Annotated in this window: 22 protein-coding genes; 14 read left to right on the plus strand and 8 right to left on the minus strand. The window is 71.7% G+C overall.

Annotated elements, in window-relative coordinates:
• Positions 1–33: 33 nt before the first annotated feature.
• The 5 genes from SCNRRL3882_RS33860 (at position 34) to SCNRRL3882_RS33880 (ending at position 4,312) form a co-directional block, all read left to right on the plus strand.
• Positions 34–306, plus strand: a complete 273-nt coding sequence (locus tag SCNRRL3882_RS33860; protein ID WP_010046365.1) for a phosphoribosyl-ATP diphosphatase — start codon at positions 34–36, stop codon at positions 304–306.
• 46 nt (positions 307–352) lie between these two features.
• Positions 353–1,201, plus strand: a complete 849-nt coding sequence (hisG, locus tag SCNRRL3882_RS33865) for an ATP phosphoribosyltransferase (RefSeq protein WP_010046362.1) — start codon at positions 353–355, stop codon at positions 1,199–1,201.
• Positions 1,202–1,214: 13 nt separating this feature from the next.
• Positions 1,215–1,670, plus strand: a complete 456-nt coding sequence (locus tag SCNRRL3882_RS33870) for a PH domain-containing protein (RefSeq protein WP_010046360.1) — start codon at positions 1,215–1,217, stop codon at positions 1,668–1,670.
• 237 nt (positions 1,671–1,907) lie between these two features.
• Positions 1,908–3,239, plus strand: coding sequence for a hemolysin family protein (locus tag SCNRRL3882_RS33875; RefSeq protein ID WP_010046357.1), 1,332 nt, complete (start codon positions 1,908–1,910; stop codon positions 3,237–3,239).
• Entirely contained in the window at positions 3,236–4,312 is a 1,077-nt protein-coding gene (locus SCNRRL3882_RS33880; RefSeq protein ID WP_010046354.1) for a hemolysin family protein, read from the plus strand. Before SCNRRL3882_RS33875 ends, SCNRRL3882_RS33880 begins: the two co-directional genes overlap by 4 nt.
• A 106-nt stretch (positions 4,313–4,418) precedes the next feature.
• Here SCNRRL3882_RS33880 and SCNRRL3882_RS33885 read toward each other — a convergent pair whose 3' ends face one another.
• On the minus strand, positions 4,419–6,281 hold the full coding sequence (locus SCNRRL3882_RS33885) for an AAA family ATPase (protein ID WP_010046352.1): 1,863 nt from the start codon (positions 6,279–6,281) through the stop codon (positions 4,419–4,421).
• Positions 6,282–6,713: 432 nt separating this feature from the next.
• The gene (locus SCNRRL3882_RS33890; RefSeq protein ID WP_040904152.1) at positions 6,714–7,370 is read right to left on the minus strand and encodes a hypothetical protein; all 657 of its coding nucleotides are present in this window, start codon (positions 7,368–7,370) and stop codon (positions 6,714–6,716) included.
• Between the two features lie 223 nt (positions 7,371–7,593).
• Between SCNRRL3882_RS33890 and SCNRRL3882_RS33895 the strand changes: the two genes are divergently transcribed.
• The 3 genes from SCNRRL3882_RS33895 (at position 7,594) to SCNRRL3882_RS33900 (ending at position 9,960) form a co-directional block, all read left to right on the plus strand.
• A complete protein-coding gene (locus SCNRRL3882_RS33895) occupies positions 7,594–8,973 on the plus strand; it encodes a peptidase C39 family protein (RefSeq protein WP_010046349.1) in 1,380 nt (459 codons plus the stop codon).
• A 91-nt stretch (positions 8,974–9,064) separates the two neighbouring features.
• Positions 9,065–9,205 carry an SCO1431 family membrane protein gene (locus tag SCNRRL3882_RS40580; protein WP_010046348.1) on the plus strand — a complete coding sequence of 47 codons (141 nt, stop codon included), beginning with the start codon at positions 9,065–9,067 and terminating at the stop codon, positions 9,203–9,205.
• A gap of 98 nt (positions 9,206–9,303) precedes the next feature.
• The gene (locus tag SCNRRL3882_RS33900) at positions 9,304–9,960 is read left to right on the plus strand and encodes a TetR/AcrR family transcriptional regulator (protein ID WP_029181624.1); all 657 of its coding nucleotides are present in this window, start codon (positions 9,304–9,306) and stop codon (positions 9,958–9,960) included.
• Between the two features lie 51 nt (positions 9,961–10,011).
• Here the strand turns inward: SCNRRL3882_RS33900 and SCNRRL3882_RS33905 are convergent, their stop codons facing one another.
• Positions 10,012–11,277 (minus strand): glycoside hydrolase family 18 protein, encoded by a 1,266-nt coding sequence (locus SCNRRL3882_RS33905; RefSeq protein ID WP_010046346.1) that lies wholly within the window; start codon positions 11,275–11,277, stop codon positions 10,012–10,014.
• Between the two features lie 331 nt (positions 11,278–11,608).
• Between SCNRRL3882_RS33905 and SCNRRL3882_RS33910 the strand changes: the two genes are divergently transcribed.
• Entirely contained in the window at positions 11,609–12,781 is a 1,173-nt protein-coding gene (locus SCNRRL3882_RS33910; RefSeq protein WP_010046344.1) for an acyl-CoA dehydrogenase family protein, read from the plus strand.
• Positions 12,782–13,149: 368 nt separating this feature from the next.
• On the opposite strand, the gene SCNRRL3882_RS33920 is transcribed toward SCNRRL3882_RS33910, so the two are convergent.
• Positions 13,150–13,584, minus strand: a complete 435-nt coding sequence (locus SCNRRL3882_RS33920) for a hypothetical protein (protein ID WP_010046339.1) — start codon at positions 13,582–13,584, stop codon at positions 13,150–13,152.
• Positions 13,585–13,852: 268 nt separating this feature from the next.
• On the opposite strand from SCNRRL3882_RS33920, the gene SCNRRL3882_RS33925 reads away from it, so the two are divergent.
• From SCNRRL3882_RS33925 to fxsA, 4 genes are all read left to right on the plus strand, one after another.
• Positions 13,853–14,293, plus strand: coding sequence for an Lrp/AsnC family transcriptional regulator (locus SCNRRL3882_RS33925; RefSeq protein ID WP_010046337.1), 441 nt, complete (start codon positions 13,853–13,855; stop codon positions 14,291–14,293).
• Between the two features lie 77 nt (positions 14,294–14,370).
• Entirely contained in the window at positions 14,371–15,972 is a 1,602-nt protein-coding gene (locus SCNRRL3882_RS33930; protein ID WP_010046335.1) for an amidohydrolase, read from the plus strand.
• A 534-nt stretch (positions 15,973–16,506) separates the two neighbouring features.
• Positions 16,507–17,310, plus strand: a complete 804-nt coding sequence (locus SCNRRL3882_RS33935; RefSeq protein ID WP_010046333.1) for a polyprenol monophosphomannose synthase — start codon at positions 16,507–16,509, stop codon at positions 17,308–17,310.
• Positions 17,311–17,400: 90 nt separating this feature from the next.
• Complete coding sequence (fxsA, locus tag SCNRRL3882_RS33940) at positions 17,401–17,976, plus strand: FxsA family membrane protein (RefSeq protein ID WP_029181623.1); 576 nt, start codon at positions 17,401–17,403, stop codon at positions 17,974–17,976.
• Positions 17,977–18,146: 170 nt separating this feature from the next.
• Here the strand turns inward: fxsA and SCNRRL3882_RS33945 are convergent, their stop codons facing one another.
• The 4 genes from SCNRRL3882_RS33945 to SCNRRL3882_RS33960 all read right to left on the minus strand — a co-directional run bounded on the left by SCNRRL3882_RS33945 (position 18,147) and on the right by SCNRRL3882_RS33960 (position 21,600).
• The gene (locus SCNRRL3882_RS33945; protein WP_010046329.1) at positions 18,147–18,521 is read right to left on the minus strand and encodes an RNA polymerase-binding protein RbpA; all 375 of its coding nucleotides are present in this window, start codon (positions 18,519–18,521) and stop codon (positions 18,147–18,149) included.
• 266 nt (positions 18,522–18,787) lie between these two features.
• On the minus strand, positions 18,788–20,134 hold the full coding sequence (locus SCNRRL3882_RS33950) for an MFS transporter (RefSeq protein WP_010046328.1): 1,347 nt from the start codon (positions 20,132–20,134) through the stop codon (positions 18,788–18,790).
• A gap of 48 nt (positions 20,135–20,182) precedes the next feature.
• Complete coding sequence (locus SCNRRL3882_RS33955; protein ID WP_010046325.1) at positions 20,183–20,950, minus strand: glycerophosphodiester phosphodiesterase; 768 nt, start codon at positions 20,948–20,950, stop codon at positions 20,183–20,185.
• The gene (locus SCNRRL3882_RS33960) at positions 20,947–21,600 is read right to left on the minus strand and encodes a YczE/YyaS/YitT family protein (RefSeq protein WP_010046323.1); all 654 of its coding nucleotides are present in this window, start codon (positions 21,598–21,600) and stop codon (positions 20,947–20,949) included. Before SCNRRL3882_RS33960 ends, SCNRRL3882_RS33955 begins: the two co-directional genes overlap by 4 nt.
• Before the next feature lie 99 nt (positions 21,601–21,699).
• Here SCNRRL3882_RS33960 and SCNRRL3882_RS33965 point away from each other — a divergent pair, with 99 nt between their 5' ends.
• Positions 21,700–23,199 (plus strand): PLP-dependent aminotransferase family protein, encoded by a 1,500-nt coding sequence (locus SCNRRL3882_RS33965; RefSeq protein ID WP_010046322.1) that lies wholly within the window; start codon positions 21,700–21,702, stop codon positions 23,197–23,199.
• Positions 23,200–23,228 lie beyond the last annotated feature (29 nt).

Below are 23,228 nucleotides of genomic sequence, written 5' to 3' on the forward strand. Positions count from 1 at the left end.
GAAAGCCACCTGTGGCATAGGCTGAGCGACACCATGTCCAAGAAGACGTTCGAGGAGCTCTTCACCGAGCTCCAGCACAAGGCCGCCCATGGCGACCCCGCCACTTCCCGCACCGCAGAACTGGTCGAGAAGGGCGTCCACGCCATCGGCAAGAAGGTCGTCGAAGAGGCCGCCGAGGTCTGGATGGCCGCCGAGCACGAGGGCAAGGAGGCGGCCGCCGAGGAGATCTCGCAGCTGCTGTACCACGTCCAGGTGATGATGGTCGCCCGCGGCATCTCCCTCGACGACGTCTACGCCCACCTGTAAGCCGCACCCGTTCCCGCACGACACCCACGCAAAGGAAGCCGACCTCATGCTGCGCATCGCCGTCCCCAACAAGGGTTCCCTGTCAGGCCCTGCGGCGGAGATGCTGCATGAGGCCGGCTACCAGCAGCGCCGGGAGTCCAAGGAACTGCGGATCGTCGACCCGACGAACGAGGTCGAGTTCTTCTACCTCCGCCCCCGCGACATCGCGATCTACGTCGCCTCCGGCCAGCTGGACATCGGCCTCACCGGCCGGGACCTGCTCATCGACTCGGGCGCCGACGCGGAGGAGATCCTCGCCCTCGGCTTCGCCCGCTCCACCTTCCGCTACGCCGGCAAGCCCGGCACCATCAGCGGCCTGGCCGACCTGGCGGGCAAGACGGTCGCCACCTCCTACGAGGGCATCGTCGCGGCCCACCTCTCCGAGCACGGCATCGACGCCTCCGTCGTCCACCTCGACGGCGCCGTCGAGACCGCCATCCAGCTCGGTGTCGCCCAGGTCATCGCGGACGTCGTCGAGACCGGTACCTCGCTGCGCAACGCGGGCCTGGAGGTCGTCGGCGAGCCGATCATGCAGTCCGAGGCCGTCGTCATCCGCCGCACCGGCGCGGACGGCGACGACCCCAAGGTGCAGCAGTTCCTGCGCCGCCTCCAGGGCGTCCTGGTCGCCCGGACGTACGTGATGATGGACTACGACTGCCGCGTCGAGCAGCTGGAGAAGGCCGTCGCCCTCACCCCCGGTCTGGAGTCGCCGACCGTGTCCCCGCTGCACAACGAGGGCTGGGTCGCGGTCCGCGCGATGGTCCCGGCCAAGGAGGCCCAGCGGATCATGGACGATCTGTACGACATCGGCGCCCGGGCCATCCTGACCACGGCCATCCACGCCTGCCGTCTCTGAGGGGCGCGCACAGATGTCCGATCTGCCCACCCTGCCCATCACCTTCCGGCCGGGCAGCACCCGCGCGGTGCTGCTCAGCGCCGCCGTCGCGATCCTCGTGGTGATCACGGCGGTCGCGATGCTGCTGAAGCAGCTCAGCCCCGCCGAGCGCCTCAGCTTCATCCTCACGGCGCTCCTGCTGGACGCGGTGCTGCTCCTGCTTGCACGGCCCAAGGTCGTCGCAGACGAGTCCGGCGTCACTGTGGTCAACCTCACGAACAAGCGCCGGCTGGAATGGGCCGAGATCCTTCAGGTTACTCTCCGGCCCGGCGACCCCTGGGTTTTCCTCAACCTCAGCGACGGCACCAGCCTGCCCGCGCTGGGCATCCAGCCGGGCATCGCCCGACAGCGCGCGATCGCCGACGCCCGTGCCCTGCGGGCGCTCGCCGAGGCCCGTTCCGTCGCCGACCCCGAGCGGCCTCAGGGCTGACTCGGGGATCCACAGGGCCGCCGCCACTGCCGCACCGGGCAGTGTCTTGATTAATCTGTTGGCGGAGGCGCGAACGGATGCGCCTCCGCCCCTGTCGCCCCGCCCGGTGCGCCAGGGGCACCTGCTAACCGAGGAGTGACCCCCTCCGGCGATGGACGGATCGTCCTGCAGTACCTGCGCCGCCCCCTGCCGACATAGCGCGGACCGTGTCCGCGACCGTGCGGAGGCGGCGGCATCATGACCATCCCCCTGCTGCTTCTGGCAGCCGCGTTCCTGCTGATCCTCGCCAACGGATTCTTCGTGGCGGCCGAGTTCGGACTCGTGACGGTCGAGCGGCCGGAAGCCGAGAAGGCCGCCGCCGAGGGCGACCGGCGCGCCCACCGCGTCGTCGAGTCGCTCAAGGAGCTGTCCTTCCAGCTCTCCGGCACTCAGCTGGGCATCACCATCACCTCCCTCGTCGTCGGCATGCTCGCCGAACCGGCGCTCGCCGAGCTGCTGCACGGCCCGTTCACCTCGATCGGCGTCCCCGAGGGAGCCGTCTCCGGTGTCACGGTGGTCGTCGGCATGCTGCTGGCCTCCGCCGTGCAGATGGTGATCGGCGAGCTCCTGCCCAAGAACTGGGCGGTGTCCAGGCCGCTCCAGGTCGCGCGCTTCGTCGCGGGACCGCAGCATGTCTTCGCACGGCTGTTCCGGCCGGTCATCGCCGGTCTCAACGCCGTCGCGAACCGGCTCGTGCGCGCCCTCGGCTTCGAGCCCGCCGAGGAGCTGGCCTCCGCCCGCACGCCCGGCGAGCTCGTCTCCCTCGCCCGCCACTCGGCCCGGGCCGGCGCCCTGGAACAGGACACGGCCGATCTCTTCGTGAGGACCCTGTCGCTGGGCGAGCTGACCGCGCAGCACGTGATGACGCCGCGCGTGAAGGTCAGCGCCCTCCAGTCCTCGGCCACCGCCGAGGACGTGGTCAACCTGACGCGCGCCACCGGCCTGTCCCGCTTCCCCGTCTACCGGGAGAGGATCGACGAGGTCGTCGGCATGGTCCACCTCAAGGACGCCCTGGCCGTGCCCGTCCGGGACCGGCTGCGCACCCCCGTCGGCCGCATCGCCCGCCCGGCGCTGCTCGTCCCCGAGACCCTGCCCGTACGGCCGCTGCTCGCCCGTCTGCGCAGCGAGCAGCCGATCGCGGTCGTCGTCGACGAGTACGGCGGCACCGCCGGTGTCGTCACGCTGGAGGACATCGTCGAGGAGATCGTCGGCGAGGTCCGCGACGAGCACGACGGACACGACCTGCCCGAGCTGGCCTCCGCGCCGCCGGAGGACGGCAGGCCGGCCTGGGACGTCGACGGCAGCTGCCGGGTCGACGTCCTCCAGCGCATAGGCCTCGACGTACCCGAAGGCCCCTACGAGACCGTCGCGGGTCTGATCGCCGACCTGCTGGGCCGTATCCCGGCCGTCGGCGACAAGGCGGACCTGCCCGGCTGGCGGCTGTCGGTGCGGCAGGTCGGCCACTACCGCGCCGAGCGGGTCCGCCTGGTCAGAACGGCCCCCGTCGCCGCGTTGGAGGCCGCCCGATGAGCGTGCTCCAACTGACTTTCGCCGCACTCCTGGTGCTCGCCAACGGCTTCTTCGTCGGCGCCGAGTTCGCGCTCGTCTCCGTACGCCGCAGCCAGATCGAACCCCTCGGCACCGCCCGCTCCCGGCAGGTCCTCTACGGCCTGGAGCGGCTGCCGCAGATGATGGCGGCGGCCCAGTTCGGCATCACGATCTGCTCCCTCACCCTCGGGGCGGTCGCCGAACCGACCGTCGCGCACCTCCTGGAGCCGGTCTTCGAGTGGATCCACCTGCCGCACGGCATGATCCACCCGCTCACCTACGTCATCGCCCTCGCCGCAGTGGTCTTCTTCCACCTCGTCATCGGCGAGATGGTCCCGAAGAACCTGGCGATGGCGGCCCCCGAGAAGGCCGCGCTGTGGCTCAGCCCCGGCCTGGTCTGGTTCGCCCGCTTCTGCAAGCCGATCACCGCCGCCCTCGGGGCCTGCTCCCAGGGCATCCTGCGGCTCTTCCACGTCGAGCCCAAGGACGAGGTCGAGGCCGTCTTCACCAGCGAGCAGCTCAACCGGCTGGTGGAGGACGCCGGCCAGGCGGGCCTGCTCGACCCCGAGGAGGCCGAAAGCCTGGAGGACGCCCTGGAGCTGGGCTCCCGTCCGGTGACGGACGTCCTGCTGAAGCACGAGTCACTGGTGACGGTCAGCCCGTCGGTCACGCCCGGCCGCATCGTCGAGCTCACGGCCCGTACCGGGTACTCCCGGTTCCCGGTCGTCGCGGAGAACGGTGCGTTCATGGGCTACCTGCACGTCAAGGACGTCCTCGACCTGGAGCACTCGGACCGGGCCGTGCCGCAGCAGTTGTGGCGGCCCATGACGACGCTGCGGTCCGAGTTGCCGTTGGACGACGCGCTGACGGTGATGCGGCGGGCGGCGACGCACCTGGCCCAGGTGGCCGACGGGTCCGGGAAGGTGCTCGGGCTGGTCGCGCTGGAGGATGTGCTGGAGCTGCTGGTGGGGGAGGTGCGGGATCCCGCGCACCGTGAGGTGCGCGAGGTCAGGCTGACCGAGCCCAGGTCGGGCGAGGAGGTACTGGCGACGTGAGCCTGGCTGCGGGCAGTCGTGCCGCTGGGGTGGCACGGGTGGGCGCAGCGGCACCCCGCTCCGCCGGGCTGCTGACCCACCCGGCCCCAGCCCCCACGCCAGTGCCTCACAGTCCGGGCGGATCCTGCGGCCCCCGCCCGGACAGCACCTCCCCGTACGCCTGCATCAGGTCCGGCAACCGCAGCGTCGCCAGGTCCTCCCTGCCCAGCACCCCGGGGTACACCGACAACCGCAGATCCCGGTACGCGCAGCTCTTCTCGTACAGCGTCCGCAGGAACCGCCCGTTGCCCAGCTCGTCGATCCACCCCTGGTCCACCACATGCCCGGCGATCGACCGCAGCTCGTCGAGGGCCTCCTCGTCCCAGAGGTCGCCGTTCTCCGCGGCGAGCACCTTGCCGATCTCGGTGAGTTCGAGGGGCCGGTAGGAGGGGAAGTCGACCCGGGTGGTGAAGCGGGAGGACAGCCCGGGGTTGGCGGCGAGCAGGCGGTCCATGCCCTCGGGGTAGCCGGCCAGGATCACCACGAGATGGTCGCGGTTGTCCTCCGCCCGCTTCAGCAGCACCTGGAGCGCCTCGTCGCCGTACGCGTCCCCCTTGCCGTAGCCCGAGTTGGACAGCGAGTACGCCTCGTCGACGAAGAGCACGCCACCGAGCGCCGAGTCGATCAGTTCGTTCGCCTTCACGGCCGTCTGCCCGAGGTACTCGCCGACCAGGTCGGCCCGCTGTGCCTCCACGAGATGGTCGCCGCCGAGCAGGCCGAGTGCGTAGAAGACGCGGCCGAGGATGCGGGCGACGGTGGTCTTGCCGGTGCCGGAGGGGCCGGAGAAGACGAAGTGGCGTTTCGGCGGCTGGACCGGCAGGCCCTGCCCGGCCCGCAGACGGGCCATGTTCAGCTGCGCCGACAGCGCCTTGACCTGGCGTTTCACCGGCTCCAGACCCACCATGCGCTCGAGTTCGGCGAGCGCCTCCTCGAGTAACGCCGGGTCGGTGGGCCCGGCCGGCAGTGACGGCGCCGGGCCGGTCCGCGAGCGCACAGCCGGGTCGGTCACCGGCGGCAGGGGAGCGGAGGCGGGCGGTTCGGGATCGGGCAGTCTCAGGTCGCGGCCTTCGGCGCCGAAGAGCGGGTCGAATCCGTCCGGGCCGTCGACGGCGTCCTGGCCGGCGCCGGTGAGCGTGATCGCGGCGAGGTCCGTCGCCTCGTCGTACCCGTCGCCCTCGGCGATCGCGGCGAGCCGGGCCGAGGTGTCCATGAAGGCCGGGTCGACGCGGTGCACGGCCCGGTACAGCGGGAGTGCGGCGGCGCTGCGGCCGGTGCCCTCGTGCGCCCGGGCCAGCCAGTAGCGCAGCTCCTTGCGCTGGGGCTGCTCGCTGCGGCAGCGCATCAGCGCGGCGGACAGCAGCGGTTCGGCCTGCCCGTACATCTCCAGGCGCACCCGGGCCATGCCGCCGAACAGGCCCGCCTCGATGCCGAGCATCGGGTCGTCGAGGAGCGGGTCGGTGTGGCGGACCAGCTGCTCCCAGTCCTTGACCAGATAGGCGCGGCAGGCGTGCAGGAAGCGGACCTGGGCGTCGGTGTCCACCGGCGGCAGCCCGGCGAGAGCGCGGTCCAGCTCGGGGACGTGGCGGCCGTCCAGCCAGTGGGAGGCGTGCGCGAGCAGGAGGTCGCGGGGGCTCTCCAGCACGGGCTGCACCCACCAGCCCAGCCAGTACCAGGAGTTGAGGGCGCGGCGGTAGCGGGTGCGCTGCTCGCCGAAGCGGTCCCGGTGGCGGAACATCCTGAGCAGCGCGGTCGTCGTGTCGACGCGCAGCGCGTGCAGCCCGAGCCAGCCGTCGGCCATCCCGGAGTCCATGCGCACGGCGGCGCGGAACTCCTCCTCCGCCTGCGGATAGGCGCCCATGGTGTAGGCGTCCACGCCTCGCAGCCAGGCGAGGTCGGCCGGGGCCTGCGGGCCCTGCGTGCCGAAGTCCATCACGTCCCCCACGAACCGTGCCCCCGTCGGTATGCCAACGAGCCGCCCCCCAGCCGGCTGCCCTGCTCGAACCGCTGTGCCACGGACCGGAGTTGCAAGGTGCGCGAAGCAACCGTCCGTAGGTCGCAACGAGGGCATCGTACCTGCGGGGGCGGCGCCCCCGTAGGGTGCCGCACGAGGCGTTCGGCGAGGTGGGAGCGGATGCGGCACACGCCCGCACGGTGACCGAGGGTGAGCACGTGGCGCCCCGCAACGCCCGGAAAAACGGAAGAGGACAGAACGAAGCCCCCGATCACGGGGGAACAACCGGGGGCTTCGCGTCTGTAGGCGGCTCCGAATGGCCGCACATTGAGAACGTAAGTCCTGTACGGCCCCCCGGTCAAGCCGAGTTGAAGCACTCCGGCAAGTTGTCCCGCAAGGCCCTTCACAGGTTCAGCACACTGCGGGCGGTCCGTCACCGTGCGTGAGGGGCTGGTCCGGCCCAACAGTCCCAGCAGGCCCCGGAACCACCTCGTACCCCTTCTCTCGCTGGAGTACCAGGAGGCCCGCGAACGGGCGCGAGGGATCGTCGGCGAAATGCCGGCGTTCCGCCGGGACCCATCCGTTCCAGAACTCCCGCTGCTCCTCCCCGTCCCGCGATCGTCCCCGTGCCCAGGCCTCCTCACGGGGCAGCTCCATCCACAGCAGAAGGGCCAGGTGGGGCCGCAGTGCCCGGCGCCCCGCGCCGACGCCCTCCACCACGACCACGGGAGCGGGCGGCAGGGGACGCGGCGCACCGAAGCGGCGGGCTCGCCAGTCATAAGGGGCGTAGTGCGCGGTCCGGCCGTGAGCCAGCGGCTCGATCACCTGGTCCTGCAGACGTCCGGTCCAGTCGAACAGTTCGTCATGGGTGGCGATGTCGTCGAGGCGCAGCACCGGCGCGCCGCCCAGCGCCATGGCCAACTGCTCGGCGAACGTGGTCTTTCCGGAGCCGGCGTGCCCGTCGACGCCGACGAGCCGGACCGGGCCGCAGGAGGGCGGGAGGCGGCGGATCAGGGAGGCGAGGTCGCGGACGGCGGGTCCCGGTGCGGGGCGGAAGGGCGGAATCATCTCGCGCAGCACTCTAACGACGGTGTCCTCGGCGCGTGCCAGTGGTCGACGCCAATATTGGTGGGCGTGGCGCGGGCCGAAGTGCTGGCGGGACCAGGCGCGCTGTGCTGCTATGTGGCGCATACATGTGTGCTGCTCCTGTGTGGGGTCCACATGTGTGCGACCGACCGTGCAACGGACCTGCCCCGCCCCTGTCCGACTCCGACTTCCGGGGGTCCCCACCATGCGCAGAGCCGAACAGCCGTCCCGCAGAACCGTCCTGGCCGCCGCGGTCACCGCCGCCGTCGCGGCGGGCACGGGTCCGGCGGCCGCCGACACCGAGGAGCCCATGACGACCGACACCGCAGAGCCCACCCGCGAGGTCCCGGTCCGGACGGTGGACAACCGGGCCTGGACGTCGTACGGCGACTGGCGTGGCGGCACCGCCCGGGGCACCCGTGCCGTCGCGGGCGCCCGCCCGGGCGTGGTGATGGCGAGGCCCGCCGGCACCACCGGCTACACGGACCCGCACACCGGCACCACCGCCCGCTGGGAGTACGGCACCTGGACGTCCCCGGCCCACCGGCTCGCCGTCCCCGCGACGGAGGCGATCGTCTCCTGGAACGCGGACACCCCGGCCGGCACCTGGATCCAGGCGGAGATCAAGGCCACCTACACCGACGGCACCAGCACCCCCTGGTACGTCATGGGCCGCTGGGCGTCGGGCGACCAGGACATCCGGCGCACCTCGGTCGACGACCAGAGCGACGGCAAGAGCACGGTCTGGACCGACACCCTGGCGATCGACGACCCCTCGACGGGCCTGCGCCTGGCCTCCTACCGGTTGCGCCTGACCCTCTACCGCAAGCCCGGCACCAAGGCCACGCCCACCGTGTGGCGGCTCGGCGCGATGGGCTCCGACGTACCCGACCGGTTCACCGTCCCGGCGTCCGTGCCCGGCCTCGCCGGGGAACTGGCCGTCCCGCGCTACTCGCAGGAGATCCACAAGGGCCAGTACCCCGAGTACGACAACGGCGGCGAGGCCTGGTGCAGCCCGACGTCCTCCCAGATGATCATCGAGTACTGGGGCGGCCGGCTCACCCGGGAGCAACTGGCCTGGGTGGATCCGTCGTACGCCGATCCGCAGGTGTGCCACGCGGCCCGCTTCACCTACGACTACCAGTACGCCGGCTGCGGCAACTGGCCGTTCAACGCCGCCTACGCGGCCACGTTCAAGGACCTCCAGGCCGTGGTCACCCGGCTCGGCTCGCTCACCGACCTGGAGACGCTGATCGCGGCGGGCATCCCGGCCATCACCTCCCAGTCCTTCCTGAAGGAGGAGCTGACCGGCGCCGGGTACGGCACCGCCGGGCACCTGATGACCGTCATCGGCTTCACGGCCGACGGCGACGTGATCGCCAACGATCCCTTCTCGGAGACCAACGAGGCCGTGCGGCGCGTCTACCGGCGGCGGGAGTGGGAGAACATCTGGCTGCGGACCAAGCGGTACAACGCCTCCGGCAAGGTCGTCTCCGGCACCGGCGGCGTCTGCTACCTGTACTTCCCGGCCCACCCGAGTGCAGCCCAGCGCAAGGCGCTGACGGCCGTGGGTGTGCGCGTGTGAGCAAGCTCTCGGCCGCACATGCCGCTCCCGGTGGCAAGGTGGAGAGAACCTCGGGAGAGGTCCGTCCGCACCACCGAACCTGCGAGAAGCCATGACCGCGCATTCAGCCACCGCAGCCGGCGTCCGCACCGGCGGTCCTCAGGACGACGGCCCGAAGATCGTCGAGCATGTCGTGGGCTGGACCCTCGTCGTGGTGGTCGCGATGCTCGTGACCCAGCTCGGGCTGCTGTGACCCGACACGAGGTGCTGTGACCTGATCCACGACCCTGCTTTCCGGCCTGCCATACTGCGGATGTCCCGCCTCGCCGCCCGTTGGAACCAGGGTCGAAATTGAATATCAGTCCACAGCCTGCCGCGCGTCCCAGAGCCCGCGGTACCGAGCGCTCCCTGGCGCGCCGTGCCGAACTCATCGCAATCGGGCGGAGGTTGTTCGCCGACACGTCCTACGACGCCCTGTCCATGGACGACATCGCCCGGCAGGCGCACGTCGCCAAGGGGCTGATCTACTACTACTTCCAGTCCAAGCGCGGGTACTACCTGGCCATCATCCAGGACTCCGTCACCGACCTGGTCACCCTGGCGGCGAGCGGACACGAACTGCCCCCGGTCGACCGCGTCCAGCGCACCGTCGACAGTTATCTGCGCTACGCCGAGCACAACCAGGCCGCCTACCGCACCATCGTCAGCGGCGGCGTCGGCTTCGACACCGAGGTGCACGCCATCCGTGACGGCGTGCGCGAGGCCATCGTCGCCACCATCGCCGAGGGGGCGTACGGCCGCGCCGACGTCACCCCGCTGGCGCGCATGGGCCTGCTCGCCTGGGTGTGCGGCGTCGAGGGCGCCACGCTCGAATGGATCGACCGCCCGGAACTGCCCCGCCGGACCATGTGCGAGCTGCTGGTGAAGGGCCTCGGCGGAGCCCTGCGCGCGATCGAGGACCTCGACCCCGCCTACCCGGCTCCGGAGGCCGCCCGCCAGGGCGCGTGAGCGGGGGCGGAGGGATCCGTCACGGTCCCTCCGCCCCCGGCTCGCCCAGGCCTACTTGATGGCCTTGATCAGCTCACCGTTCGCCGTGTCGCCGCTCAGCTCCCAGAAGAACGTGCCGCCCAGCCCCTGCTGGTTCTTGTAGTTCATCTTGGTCGCGATGGTCGCCGGGGTGTCGTAACTCCACCAGTTGTTCCCGCACTTGGCGTACGCCGTGCCGGCCACCGTCCCCGTCGCCGGGCACTTGGTCCTGAGCACCTTGTAGTCGTCGATGCCCTGCTCGTACGTGCCCGCGGCCGGGCCGGTCGCCGTGCCGCCCGGCGCCGACCGGGTGACGCCGGTCCAGCCGCGGCCGTAGAAGCCGATGCCGAGCAGCAGCTTCGAGGCGGGGATGCCGAGGCCCTTCAGCTTCGCGATGGTCGCCGAGGCGTGGTTGTCCGCCTTCGGGATGCCGGAGTACGAGGTCAGCGGGGAGTGCGGGGCCGTCGGGCCGACGGCGTCCCAGGCGCCGAAGTAGTCGTACGTCATCGGGTTGTACCAGTCGACGTACTGGGCGGCGCCCGCGTAGTCCGCCGCGTCGATCTTGCCGCCCGGGGTGGCGTCGGCGGTGATCGCCGCGGTGACGAGGTTCTTCGAGCCGAACTTGGCGCGCAGCGCCTGCATCAGGTTCCGGAAGGCCGCCTTGCCGCTGGTGTCGCAGGTGGCGCCGCAGGCGTTCGGGTACTCCCAGTCGATGTCGACGCCGTCGAAGACGTCGGCCCACTTGGAGTTCTCGACCAGGTCGTAGCAGGACTGGGCGAAGGCGGCGGGGTTCTTCGCGGCCTCGCCGAAGCCGCCCGACCAGGTCCAGCCGCCGAATGACCACAGGACCTTGAGGTTCGGGTGCTTCTGCTTGAGCTGGCGCAACTGGTTGAAGGTGCCGCGCAGCGGCTGGTCCCAGGTGTCCGCCTCGCCGTCGACGGACTCGGCGGCGGTGTAGGCCCGGTCGGTGGCGGCGTAGGCGTCGCCCATCGTGCACTTGCCGCCGGTGACGTTGCCGAAGGCGTAGTTGATGTGCGTGAGCCTGGCCGCCGAGCCGGACGTCTCGATGTTCTTGACGTAGTACTTGCGGTCGTAGGTGCCCCATTCGGTGAAGTACCCGATGACCTTGGAGCCGGCGGCCGTCGCGCCGGGAGCGGCCTTCGTACCGGCGGCGGCCTCCTGAGCCGAGGTCGCCGCGTTGGCGGAGGCGCCCGCGCCGGCCAGCAGACCGGCGCCGAGGACGGCGCAGCAGGCCGCGGACACGATGGCCCGGAAGCGGGAGTGGTGGGGGGTGTGCATCCGGTGTCTCCTCGTGGGGAGAGGGAACGCGTGCCGTTTGGCATGAACGCGGTGAATCGGTGGAGCGAAACAGTAGGAGGACTAGACCAGTTCGGTCAATGGTGCGGACCAATTTCGCCCGTCGGGGAGCACTCGGGTATTTCTTGAAGTGAGCGGTCGTTAACTGGTGACGAGATGCCTCCGATCGGGCATACTCACAGCGCAGAGCCGCTGGTCAGCAGCTTCCGAGACCCGGGACTGCAAGCATCGGCCAGGCACCAGAACGACCCGGCGGCGCCGCCCCCACCCATGGGCCCGTCCGCCAGTGCCCGACAGGGAGGAGAGCGTCGCCATGCCCGACCGCGCCCCGCAGCCGGTGGACCGGCAACTGCCCACGGAGGAGGCCCGGGACCTGATCTCGCTCGTCCGCGACATCGCGCAGCAGGAGATCGTCCCCAGGGCGGCCGAGGAGGAGGACGCCGGCCGCTTCCCGCGCGAGCTGTTCACCCTGCTCTCGCGCTCCGGCCTGCTCGGCCTGCCGTACGACTCGGAGCACGGGGGTGGCGACCAGCCCTACGAGGTCTACCTCCAGGTCCTCGAAGAACTCGCCGCGGCCCGCCTCACGGTCGGACTCGGCGTCAGCGTGCACTCCCTGGCCTCCTACGCGCTCGCCGCCTACGGCACCAAGGAGCAGCAGGTCGAGCACCTGCCCGCGATGCTCGGCGGCGGCATGCTCGGTGCCTACTGCCTCTCCGAGCCGCACTCCGGCTCGGACGCGGCCGCCCTGCGCACCAAGGCGGTGCGCGACGGCGACGCATGGGTGATCACCGGCACCAAGGCCTGGATCACGCACGGCGGGATCGCCGACTTCTACACGGTCATGGCGCGCACCGGCGAGGAGGGTCCGCGCGGGATCACCGCGTTCCTGGTACCCGGCGACGCGCCGGGGCTGAGCGCCGCGCCGCCCGAGAAGAAGATGGGCATGAAGGGCTCGCCCACCGCTCAGGTCCACTTCGACGGCGTACGCGTCCTTGACGACCGGCGCATCGGCGAGGAGGGGCAGGGTCTCGCGATCGCCCTGACCGCGCTCGAGTCCGGGCGGCTCGGCATCGCGGCGTGCGCGATCGGCTTGGCGCAGGCGGCGCTCGACGAGGCGCTTTCGTATGCGACGGAGAGGCGTCAGTTCGGCAAGCCGATCGCCGACTTCCAGGGGCTGCGCTTCATGCTCGCCGACATGGCGACGCAGATCGAGGCGGGCCGGGCGCTCTACCTGGCGGCGGCGCGACTGCGGGACGCGGGCCGGCCGTTCGCCCGGCAGGCGGCCATGGCCAAGCTGCACTGCACCGACACGGCGATGCGGGTCACCACCGACGCCGTGCAGATCCTCGGCGGCTACGGCTACACCGCGGACTTCCCGGCCGAGCGCTACATGCGTGAGGCGAAGGTGCTCCAGATCGTCGAGGGCACCAACCAGATCCAGCGGATGGTCATCGCCCGCCATCTCGTGGGTCCAGAGGGACGCTGAACTGGTCGAGGCCCCGCCAGGGCGCCGAGAGCCGCATCCACTCCGGGTCGTGCCGGCCCGGGAGGGTGCGGCCGCGCTCGGCCCAGGCCCGCATCAGGTCACGGTAGATCGGCGGGTCCTGATAGCGCGGCGCGGTCGGCCGAACCGATTCTGCGGGTGGCGGGACGAACAGGAGGCGTTGACGCCCGGTCGCTGAGGAGATGGGGGTCATACCAGGGCAACGGGACAGAGGCCGGACAGGTCACCCCAGGGCGGAATCGGGCGTGCGTTCAGGGATCCCGACGCACTGATCCCGCACCACGGCGGACTGAGAGCCGTGGTGCGGGGCAGTCACGGGGATGGAGCGAGCGGGCGAAGAGGGTCCGCGCTCAGGCCGCTTGGCGGCGCATGACGGGAACCCTGATGGGGCGTGAGCCCGGGCCGCCGACGTGCGAGAAGGGCTGGGTTCGCCAGTCGAGTCCCTGAGGGAGCGTCAACAGCAGAGCGGTGTCCTGCTCCTGAGGGTCGACGGACTCGTCAGCGGGCCGGGCCTCCGTGGCCCTGCGGCCGGTTCCGGCACAGACCGTGAGTCCGAACGGGTTCCACGGCGAGGCGCACAGCGCGTGCTCCGGCAGGACCTCCTCGTCCGCCAGGAGGGCGATGGGTTGTGCGCAGTCCGGGCAGACGACCCGGTACATCTCGAACGTGTCGTAGGCGTCGAGTTCGTCGTCGAAGGTGTCGGGTTCGACGCCCTCCGGCTCGGGCTCGACGACGAGCTGCTGCCGCTTGGGTGCGGTGCGACCAGGGCGCTTAAGACTCTGCATTGGGTTCTCCCCCTCGGGCTGGGCCGTATCAGGCACTGCGGCCTCGACCACAGCAAGCACTTCCCGTCCCCCCTGGGCGGTAATCACGAGAACATTACGGAGACTGTTCGAGCCCTGTGGCGTTCGTCACATGCCGCGCGCAGGTGCCCACCGCGGTGGGTTTGTCCCCCGGACGGCTGACGGCCGACGCCGGCCAGATCACGAACCGGCCATGGCCCGGGCCGCTCAGGTATCCGAGGAGATCAACGGCACTGTAGGTTCTTGCGCCATGGAGGAGCTGGACCGACAGATCGTGCAGCTGCTCGTCAAGGACGGGCGGATGAGCTACACCGACCTGGGCAAGGCCACGGGCCTGTCCACGTCGGCCGTGCACCAGCGGGTGCGCCGGCTGGAACAGCGTGGCGTCATCCGCGGCTATGCCGCGGTCGTCGACCCGGAGGCCGTCGGTCTGCCCATGACCGCGTTCATCTCGGTCAAGCCCTTCGACCCCAGTGCGCCCGACGACATCGCGGACCGCCTCGCGGACGTGCCCGAGATCGAGGCGTGCCACAGCGTCGCCGGCGACGAGAACTACATCCTCAAGGTGCGCGTCGCGACGCCGCACGAACTGGAGGAACTGCTGGCGCGAGTGCGCTCGTTGGCGGGCGTGTCCACACGGACGACGGTGGTGCTGTCGACGCCGTACGAGGCGCGGCCGCCGCGGATCTGATCGCCGGGGCTCCCTTTTCGGCCGTTGTGCCTCACCCCTGTTCAGAGTGGTCGGGGTGAGGCGCGAGACTGGTCCTCATGAGTGAGTCCAGTGCCCCGCCCAAGACCGTCCTGCTCCGTCGCGGAGAGGTTCACAGCCCCGCCGATCCGTTCGCGACCGCGATGGTCGTGGAGCGGGGGCAGGTCGCCTGGGTCGGTTCGGAGGGAGCCGCCGACGCCTTCGCGGACGGGGTCGACGAGGTGATCGACCTGGACGGTGCGCTGGTCACTCCGGCGTTCACCGACGCCCATGTGCACACCACCGCCACCGGCCTCGCGCTCACCGGCCTCGACCTGTCCGCCGCCCCCTCCCGCGAGGCCGCACTGGCCCTCGTACGGGACTTCGCCGCCGCCCGGCCGCACGACCGAGTGCTGCTCGGGCACGGCTGGGACACCGCCCGCTGGCCCGACGGCCGGCCCCCGACGCGTGCCGAACTCGACGAGGCCACCGGCCACCGGCCCCTCTACCTCAGCCGGATCGACGTCCACTCGGCGGTGGTCACCACGGCCCTGCTCGACATGGTCCCCGGCGCCCCCCGCGAGGACGGGCCGCTCACCGCCGATGCCCACCACGCCGCCCGCGCCGCCGCGTTCGCGGCCGTGACGCCTCAGCAGCGGACCGACGCCCAGCGCGCCGCCCTCGCGCACGCCGTCTCGCTCGGCATCGGCACGATCCACGAGTGCGGCGGCCCGAAGATCTCCTCCGCCGACGACCTCACCGACCTGCTGCGCCTCGCCGCCGAGGAGCCCGGTCCGCGTGTCGTCGGCTACTGGGCCGAGGAGGACGTGGCCAAGGCCCGGGAACTGGGCGCGGCCGGCGCCGCGGGCGACCTGTTCGTCGACGGCTCCTTCGGCTCGCACACGGCCTGCGTGCACCAGCCGTACGCCGACGCCGACCACACGGGCCGGGCCTATCTGGACACCGCCACCGTCGCCGCCCACGTCGTGGCCTGTACCGAGGCGGGCCTCCAGGCCGGCTTCCACGCCATCGGCGACGCCGCGGTGGACTCGGTGGTCGAGGGGGTGCGGGCCGCCGCGGAGAAGCTCGGTCTCGCCCGCATCCGGGCCGCCCGCCACCGGATCGAGCACGCCGAGATGCTCACGCCCGAGACCGTCGCGGCCTTCGCCGAACTCGGTCTCACCGCCTCCGTCCAGCCCGCCTTCGACGCCCTGTGGGGTGGCGAGGACGGTATGTACGCCCAGCGGCTGGGGGTCGAGCGGGCCCGTACGCTGAACCCCTACGCGGCGCTGCTGCGCGCCGGTGTGCCGCTCGCCTTCGGCTCCGACAGCCCGGTCACGCCCCTCGATCCGTGGGGCACCGTGCGAGCCGCCGCCTTCCACCGCACGCCGGAGCACCGCATCTCCGTGCGCGCCGCGTTCACGGCGCACACGCGCGGCGGCTGGCGGGCCGTCGGACGGGACGACGCGGGCGTCCTGGCGCCGGGCGCGCCCGCCGACTACGCGGTGTGGCGGACCGCCGAACTCGTGGTCCAGGCCCCGGACGACCGGGTCGCCCGCTGGTCGACCGATCCGCGCTCCGGCACCCCGGGACTGCCCGACCTGACCCCGGGCCGCGACCTGCCCGTCTGCCTGCGCACCGTGGTGGGCGGACACACGGTCTTCGTACGGCCGGGCGAGTGATCTACGGGGGTGGCGCGCACGCGATCGTGCGCCGCGCCCCTTGCGCGCGACCTGCGCATCCTCCGCACTGACCAGGGCTTTGTCATAAAACGCCCAGGTCAAACGGCTGTTGACAGGCGGCCGCAGGAGGCCGGTAGGTTCGGCCGAGTCCACCACCGGACGCCCGACCGGGGAACGTCCGCGCACTCGCCGCAGCGCCGCCGGGTCAGGGACGGTGTGCCGCACCGGGGCACCGCCACTGGGAGCCAGGCTCAGGCCGGCGCGGCGCCGAGGCAGCGTTCCGGCCGGTCGGGGAGGTGCGACCCCGGGTGGGGCCCGGTGCTCAGTAGACAACGGCTTTCGGTCGATCCGCAGCCAGCGGGTCCCAGGTCGGCCCGAAGGGCGCCGGGCCCCCATCCGCCGTACGCTCGCGCCCGAAGGCGCATTCTTACCCGCGTCTTGCGGATTCGACACCACCATTCGAACGTCCTGTCACGTCATCGCAGGCCGGGCGCACTATGGTGGACCCCTGCGTACGGACATGAAGGGGCATCAGTGAACGACGGCGACGGGACCCTCGTGGCGGGAGCCCAGGGGAGGAAGTTCGGCCCGCTCGGCACGGCCTTGGTGATCATCCCGACCTACAACGAGGCGGAGAACATCAAGAGCATCGTCGGCCGGGTGCGCGAAGCCGTCCCCGAGGCGCACGTACTCGTGGCCGACGACAACAGCCCGGACGGCACGGGCAAGCTGGCCGACGAGCTGACCGTCGACGACGACCACGTCCATGTGCTGCACCGCAAGGGCAAGGAGGGGCTGGGCGCCGCCTACCTCGCGGGCTTCCGCTGGGGCCTGGAGCGCGACTACGGCGTGCTGGTCGAGATGGACGCCGACGGCTCCCACCAGCCCGAGGAGCTGCCCCGTCTGCTCACCGCCCTGAAGAGCGCCGACCTGGTGCTCGGCTCGCGCTGGGTGCCCGGCGGCCGAGTGGTGAACTGGCCGAAGTCCCGAGAGGTGATCTCCAGGGGCGGCAGCCTCTACTCCCGGCTGGCGCTCGACCTGCCCCTGCGCGACATCACCGGCGGCTACCGTGCCTTCCGGCGCGAGACCCTGGAGGGCCTCGGCCTGGACCAGGTCGCCTCCCAGGGCTACTGCTTCCAGGTCGACCTCGCCCGCCGCGCGGTCAAGGCCGGGTACCACGTCGTGGAGGTGCCCATCACCTTCGTCGAGCGTGAGCTCGGCGACTCCAAGATGAGCCGCGACATCCTCGTCGAGGCGCTGTGGCGGGTCACGGCGTGGGGTGTGGGGGAGCGGGTCGGCAAGGTCACGGGCCGCGGCGGCAAGCCGTCGAAGCCGTAGCCGGCCCGTCTCATCCCTCGCCGGCCGCTCACAGAAACACCTGATCGGGGCCTTATCCCGCGCTGAGCCGGGCCCAGGCACACTGGAGACATGACGACTGGCGCTCAGACCCCCGCTAATCCCGCCCGGCCCCGGCGCTCACGGCTGCGTACGTTCCTGCCGTTGGGGCTCGCCGCATGGCTCGTCCTGGAGATCTGGCTGCTCACGGTGGTCGCGGGGGCGTCGAGCGGGCTGGTGGTGTTCCTCGTCCTGGTGGCGGGCTTCATCCTCGGCTCGGTCGTCATCAAGCGGGCCGGCAGGCGGGCCTTCCGCAACCTCTCCGAGACGCTGCAACGGCAGCAGAGCGGCGTGATGCCCGCGGCGGCCCGGCCGAACAGCGAGGGCAACGGCCTGATGATGCTGGGCGGGCTGCTGCTGATGATCCCCGGTCTGGTGTCGGACGCGGCGGGCCTGCTCCTGCTGCTGCCTCCGGTCCAGAAGGCGGTGAGCCGCACCGCGGAGCGCACCTTCGAGCGCAAGCTCCGCGAGGCCGGCCCGGGCACCCTGGGCGGCGCCTTCCAGCAGGCCCGTATGCACCGCCCCGACGGCAAGGTCGTCCAGGGCGAGGTCATCCGTGACGACCGGGGCGACGCGCCGCAGGGACCGCGCCCCCCGCTGACGCACTGAGCGCCCCGGCGTCCGGGCGCCGGCGGCGATGCCGGCCCCGGGCCCCCAAGGCGGGAGCCAGCGGCCGTAGCCGCAGGAGCGCATGACAAAAACCGCGAGCGCCGTACTTCACGTACGGCGCCCGCGGCGGTCTTGACGCGCTGTAACTTTCGGCCAGGCCCCGGAGGGACTTACGCCGACTTGCGGCTGTCTCGGGGATGAATCGCGATGTTCATCGCCCCGGAGCGCAGAACCGCCAGGCGCTCCTCGAGGACCTCTTCGAGTTCCTCACGGGTGCGCCGCTCCATCAGCATGTCCCAATGCGTACGCGCGGGCTTGGCCTTCTTCTCTTCCGGGCCATCGCCGTCCACGAGGAGTGCCTGGGCCCCGCAGACCTTGCACTCCCACTCCGGCGGGATCTCCGCCTCGACCGAGAAGGGCATCTCAAACCGGTGCCCCTTCTCGCATGCGTACTCCACGGCCTGGCGCGGGGCCAGGTCGATGCCGCGGTCCGTCTCGTAGCTGGTCACCACGAGGCGCGTGCCGCGAAGAGCTCGCTCACTCATGAATCGTGCCTCCCGGGCTTGTCGCCCACAGGACAGGTGTCGCTGTCGTCGTCATCCGGTCAACGTCCGGTCGGCGGTAAAGATTCCCGTTCCGAGTCCCGTTCCGGGTCATGCGTCGCCGTCGTAGCCGCCCTTGTTGTACCCACCAGCGCCCGGTTTGTCACATCTGCTAGCAGATGTAACCCAGCGTTTCGGCATCTTTGACGCGCAGTAACGGTACGCCTGGCAGGCCAAACGCGTACACTACAGCCCTTTCACGCCGAGTGCTAAATCCTGTCAGGAACCGGATTCCCCGCTTCTTCGATCGCACGCCGCACCGGAACCCGCGCGAGCAGGGCGAACCCGATGACGAAGAAGCCCACGAGCGAGATGATCGCGTCCCGGTAGCTCCCGGTCAGCTGATACGTGAGCCCGAACAGCAGCGGCCCGAGCCAGCTCATTCCGCGGTCGCTCATCTCGTACGCGGAGAAGTATTCGGCCTCCCTGCCGGACGGGACGAGATGGGAGAACAAGGACCTGGACAGCGCCTGGCTGCCGCCGAGGACCAGACCGATGCCGGCGGCCAGGACGAAGAACCACACCGGCGCCCCGGCCGGCAGGAAGAACCCGGCGGCCAGTGTCACCGTCCACGCCACCAGCGAGCCCAGGATCGTGCGCTTGGCCCCGTAGGTCCGGGCCAGCCGGCCCATCGTCAGCGCGCCCGCCACCGCCAGGACCTGCACGAGCAGGACTGCGCCGATCAGGGTGGACTGCCCGAGGCCGAGTTCCTCGGAGCCGTAGACGGAGGCCTGGGAGATCACCGTCTGGATGCCGTCGTTGTAGACGAGGTACGCGAGCAGGAAGGCGAGCGTCAGCGGGTGGCGGCGCATGTCGCGGACGGTCGCCGCGAGCTGCCGGAACCCGGGAAGCGCCGCCTCCCGCGCGCCGGACCTGCGATCACGGAGCCGTGTCAGCGGGATGAGGGCGAACGCGCCCCACCACAGGCCCGCCGATGCCAGGCAGATGCGGACCGCCGTGCTCTCGGAGACACCGAAGCTGTCGTGCCCGGTGTAGAGGACCAGGTTGGCGACGAGGACCAGCGAGCCCGCCGCGTAGCCGAAGGCCCAGCCTCGGGAGGAGACCGCGTCCCGCTGCTCGGGCGGGGCGATCTGCGGCAGGTAGGAGTTGTAGAGCATCATCGCCACGGACTGCGCGGCGTTCGCGACGATCAGCAGCGCCCCGCCGAGCAGGTAGCGGTCGCCGTCCAGGAAGAACATGGCCGTCGTGGCCGTGGCTCCCAGGTAGGCGGCGGCCGCGAGGAGGGGCTTCTTGCGGCCGGTGCGGTCGGCGGCGGCGCCCACCAGGGGCATCGCCAGCACGGCCACGATCACCGACAGGGACACCGAGTACGCGAAGAAGGACCCGGCGCGCACCGGGATCCCGAGGGGGTGGACGTACCCGTCGGCGTCGGCCGCCGACTCGGCGACCGACGTCAGATAGGGGCCCAGGAACACGGTGAGCACGCTCGTCGAGTAGACGGAGCAGGCCCAGTCGTAGAAGTACCAGCCGCGCTGCTCGCGCCGCAGCCCCGCAGCCCCGTCGGCCGCCTCCGGACGCGCGGTGTCGGTGCCCACCCGTGTCCTCGCTTCCCCGTGAACGCGCAGGGGCGACCGGCCGGGGTGTCAGACCCAGACGCCGCGGTCCTCCATGACCTTGCGCAACGTGTCGATGTGATCGGTCATGATGCCATCCACGCCGAGGTCCAGAAGCCGGTGCATGCTCTCCGGGTCGTTGACGGTCCACACGTGCACCTGGAGCCCGCGCGCGTGGGCGGCGTGCAGGAAGCGGTGGTCCACGACCTGGATGCCGGACTGGATCTCGGGCACCTGGGCGGCGACCGCCGAGCGGCGCACCGCCGCCGGCAGCCCCCAGGAGCGCAGCCGCAGATTGAGCACTCCCCGGGTGCCGTACGAGGTGGCCAGGCGCGGGCCGGCCAGCCGCTGGGCACGCACCACGCGGGCCTCGGAGAACGAGCCGAGGCAGATCCGGTCCCAGGAGTGCGTCCGGCCGACCAGGTCGAGGAAGGGCAGCAGGGCGGCCTCCGCCTTGACGTCGACGTTCCAGCGCACGTCCGGGAAGGTCTCCAGCAGTTCCTCGAAGAGCGGCACCGGTTCCTCCCCGGCCACGCGCGCGTGGCGCACCTCCTGCCAGGGCAGGTCGGCGATCCGGCCCGCGCCGTTCGTCACCCGGTCCAGGGTCGCGTCGTGGAAGGCGACGAGCTTGCCGTCCCGGGTGGCGTGGACGTCGGTCTCGATGTAGCGGTAGCCCGCCTCGACGGCACACCGGAACTGCCGCACGGTGTTCTCCAGGCCGTCCGCGGCCCCGCCCCGGTGGGCGAAGGCGATCGGGCCGGGATGGTCGAGGTAGGGATGGCGTATCCGCGAGGTCACGGACGCAGTATCGCTCCTCGGGGTTGCCCCGTGGCAACGACCGCGCTGCCGCCGGATGCCGCGGGGACGGCGAACACGCGCAGGAACAGCTGGGCGAGCGGGCCGATCGCCACCGCGTACAGGAGGGTGCCGATCCCGACGGTGCCGCCCAGTGCGAAGCCGGTCGCCACGACCGTGAGCTCGATGCCCGTGCGCACCAGGCGGATCGAGACGCCCGTGAGCTGGTGGAGCCCCGTCATCAGACCGTCGCGCGGGCCCGGCCCGAAGCGGGCCGCGATGTACAGGCCGGTCGCCGCGCCGTTCAGGACGATCCCCGCCACCATCAGGCTCACGCGGGGCACCCAGCCGTGGGCGTCGGGCACCAGGGCCAGCGTCGCGTCCATCGCCATGCCGATGACCAGCACGTTGGAGATCGTGCCCAGGCCCGGCCGCTGGCGCAGTGGGATCCACGCGAGCAGCACCGCGGCGCCCACGATGGTCAGCACGACGCCGATCGACAGACCGGTCCGCTCGGCGAGCCCCTGGTGCAGCACGTTCCACGGCTCCAGCCCGAGCCCCGACCGGACGAGGAGCGCCGAACTCGCTCCGTACAGCGCGAGACCGACGTAAAGCTGCGTCAGTCGCCGAGCGAGCCGCCGCTGCGTGGACATGATGTGCCCCCCTGTTGGTTAGTGGACTGATGCATGACACCCTGTGGCTTGGATCGAGAGGCCATCCATGGCCAATCCGGGGAAGGTGGACTGATTCTCATGGCGCAGTGGACCTCGGCCGTGGGTGCGGCACAGCTCGCGCGGCTGCTCAACTCCCAGCAGGACCGCCCGGCGGGGCCCGGCACGCGCCGGCCGCCCGCCTACCGCGCGCTCGCCGACGGCGTCCGCCTGCTGGTGCTCGAAGGGCGTGTCCCGGTGGCCGCCCGGCTGCCCGCCGAGCGGGAACTCGCCCTGTCCCTGTCCGTCAGCCGTACGACGGTCGCCGCCGCGTACGAGGCCCTGCGCAGCGAGGGGTTCCTGGAGTCCCGGCGCGGCGCGGGCAGTTGGACCGCCGTACCGGCCGGGAACCCGCTGCCCGCGCGCGGGCTGGAACCCTTGCCGCCGGAGGCCCTCGGCTCGATGATCGACCTCGGCTGTGCGGCGCTTCCGGCCCCCGAGCCGTGGCTGACCCGGGCCGTGCAGGGCGCGCTGGAGGAACTGCCGCCGTACGCGCACACGCACGGCGACTATCCCGCCGGGCTGCCCGCGCTGCGGTCGATGATCGCCGAGCGCTACACCGCGCGCGGGATACCGACCATGCCCGAGCAGATCATGGTGACGACCGGGGCGATGGGCGCGATCGACGCGATCTGCCACCTGTTCGCGGGGCGGGGTGAGCGCATCGCCGTCGAGTCGCCCTCGTACGCCAACATCCTTCAGCTGATGCGGGAGGCCGGGGCCCGGCTCGTGCCCGTCGCGATGGCCGAGGGGCTCTCCGGATGGGACATGGACCGCTGGCGGCAGGTCCTGCGGGACGCCGCGCCCCGGATCGCCTACGTCGTCGCCGACTTCCACAACCCGACCGGTGCGCTCGCCGACGAGGACCAGCGCCGGCGGCTGGTCGACGCGGCCAGGTCCGCGGGGACCGTGCTGATCGCCGACGAGACGATGAGCGAGCTGTGGCTCGACCCGGACGTGCGGATGCCACGGGCGGTGTGTGCCTTCGATCCGGCCGGTTCGACGGTGATCACCGTGGGGTCGGCGAGCAAGGCCTTCTGGGCCGGGATGCGCATCGGGTGGGTGCGGGCCGCGCCGGACGTGATCCGCAGCCTGGTCGCGGCGCGTGCGTACGCGGATCTCGGCACGCCGGTGCTGGAGCAGCTGGCCGTTAACTGGCTGTTCGGCACGGGGGGTTGGGAGCAGGCCGTGCAGGTGCGGCGGGAGCAGGCGCGGGAGAACCGCGACGAGATCGTGGCGGCGGTGCGGCGGGAGCTGCCCGGGTGGGAGTTCGAGGTGCCTCGGGGCGGGCTGACGCTGTGGGTGCGCACGGGCGGTCTGTCCGGGTCACGGCTCGCTGAGGCGGGGGAGCGGGTGGGCGTGCGGGTGCCGTCCGGGCCGCGGTTCGGGGTGGACGGGGCGTTCGAGGGATATGTGCGGTTGCCGTTCACCGTGGGGGGTGCGGTGGCCGAGGAGGCGGCTGTGCGGCTGGCCGCGGCGGCGCGGATCGTGGAGGACGGGGGTGTGGGGGCCGGTGAGTCGCCGCGGACGTTCGTGGCGTAGGCCGGGTCGGCGGCCGCGGTGATCGGCCG

Source organism: Streptomyces chartreusis NRRL 3882, assembly GCF_900236475.1.
Classification (GTDB): Bacteria; Actinomycetota; Actinomycetes; order Streptomycetales; family Streptomycetaceae; genus Streptomyces; species Streptomyces chartreusis_D.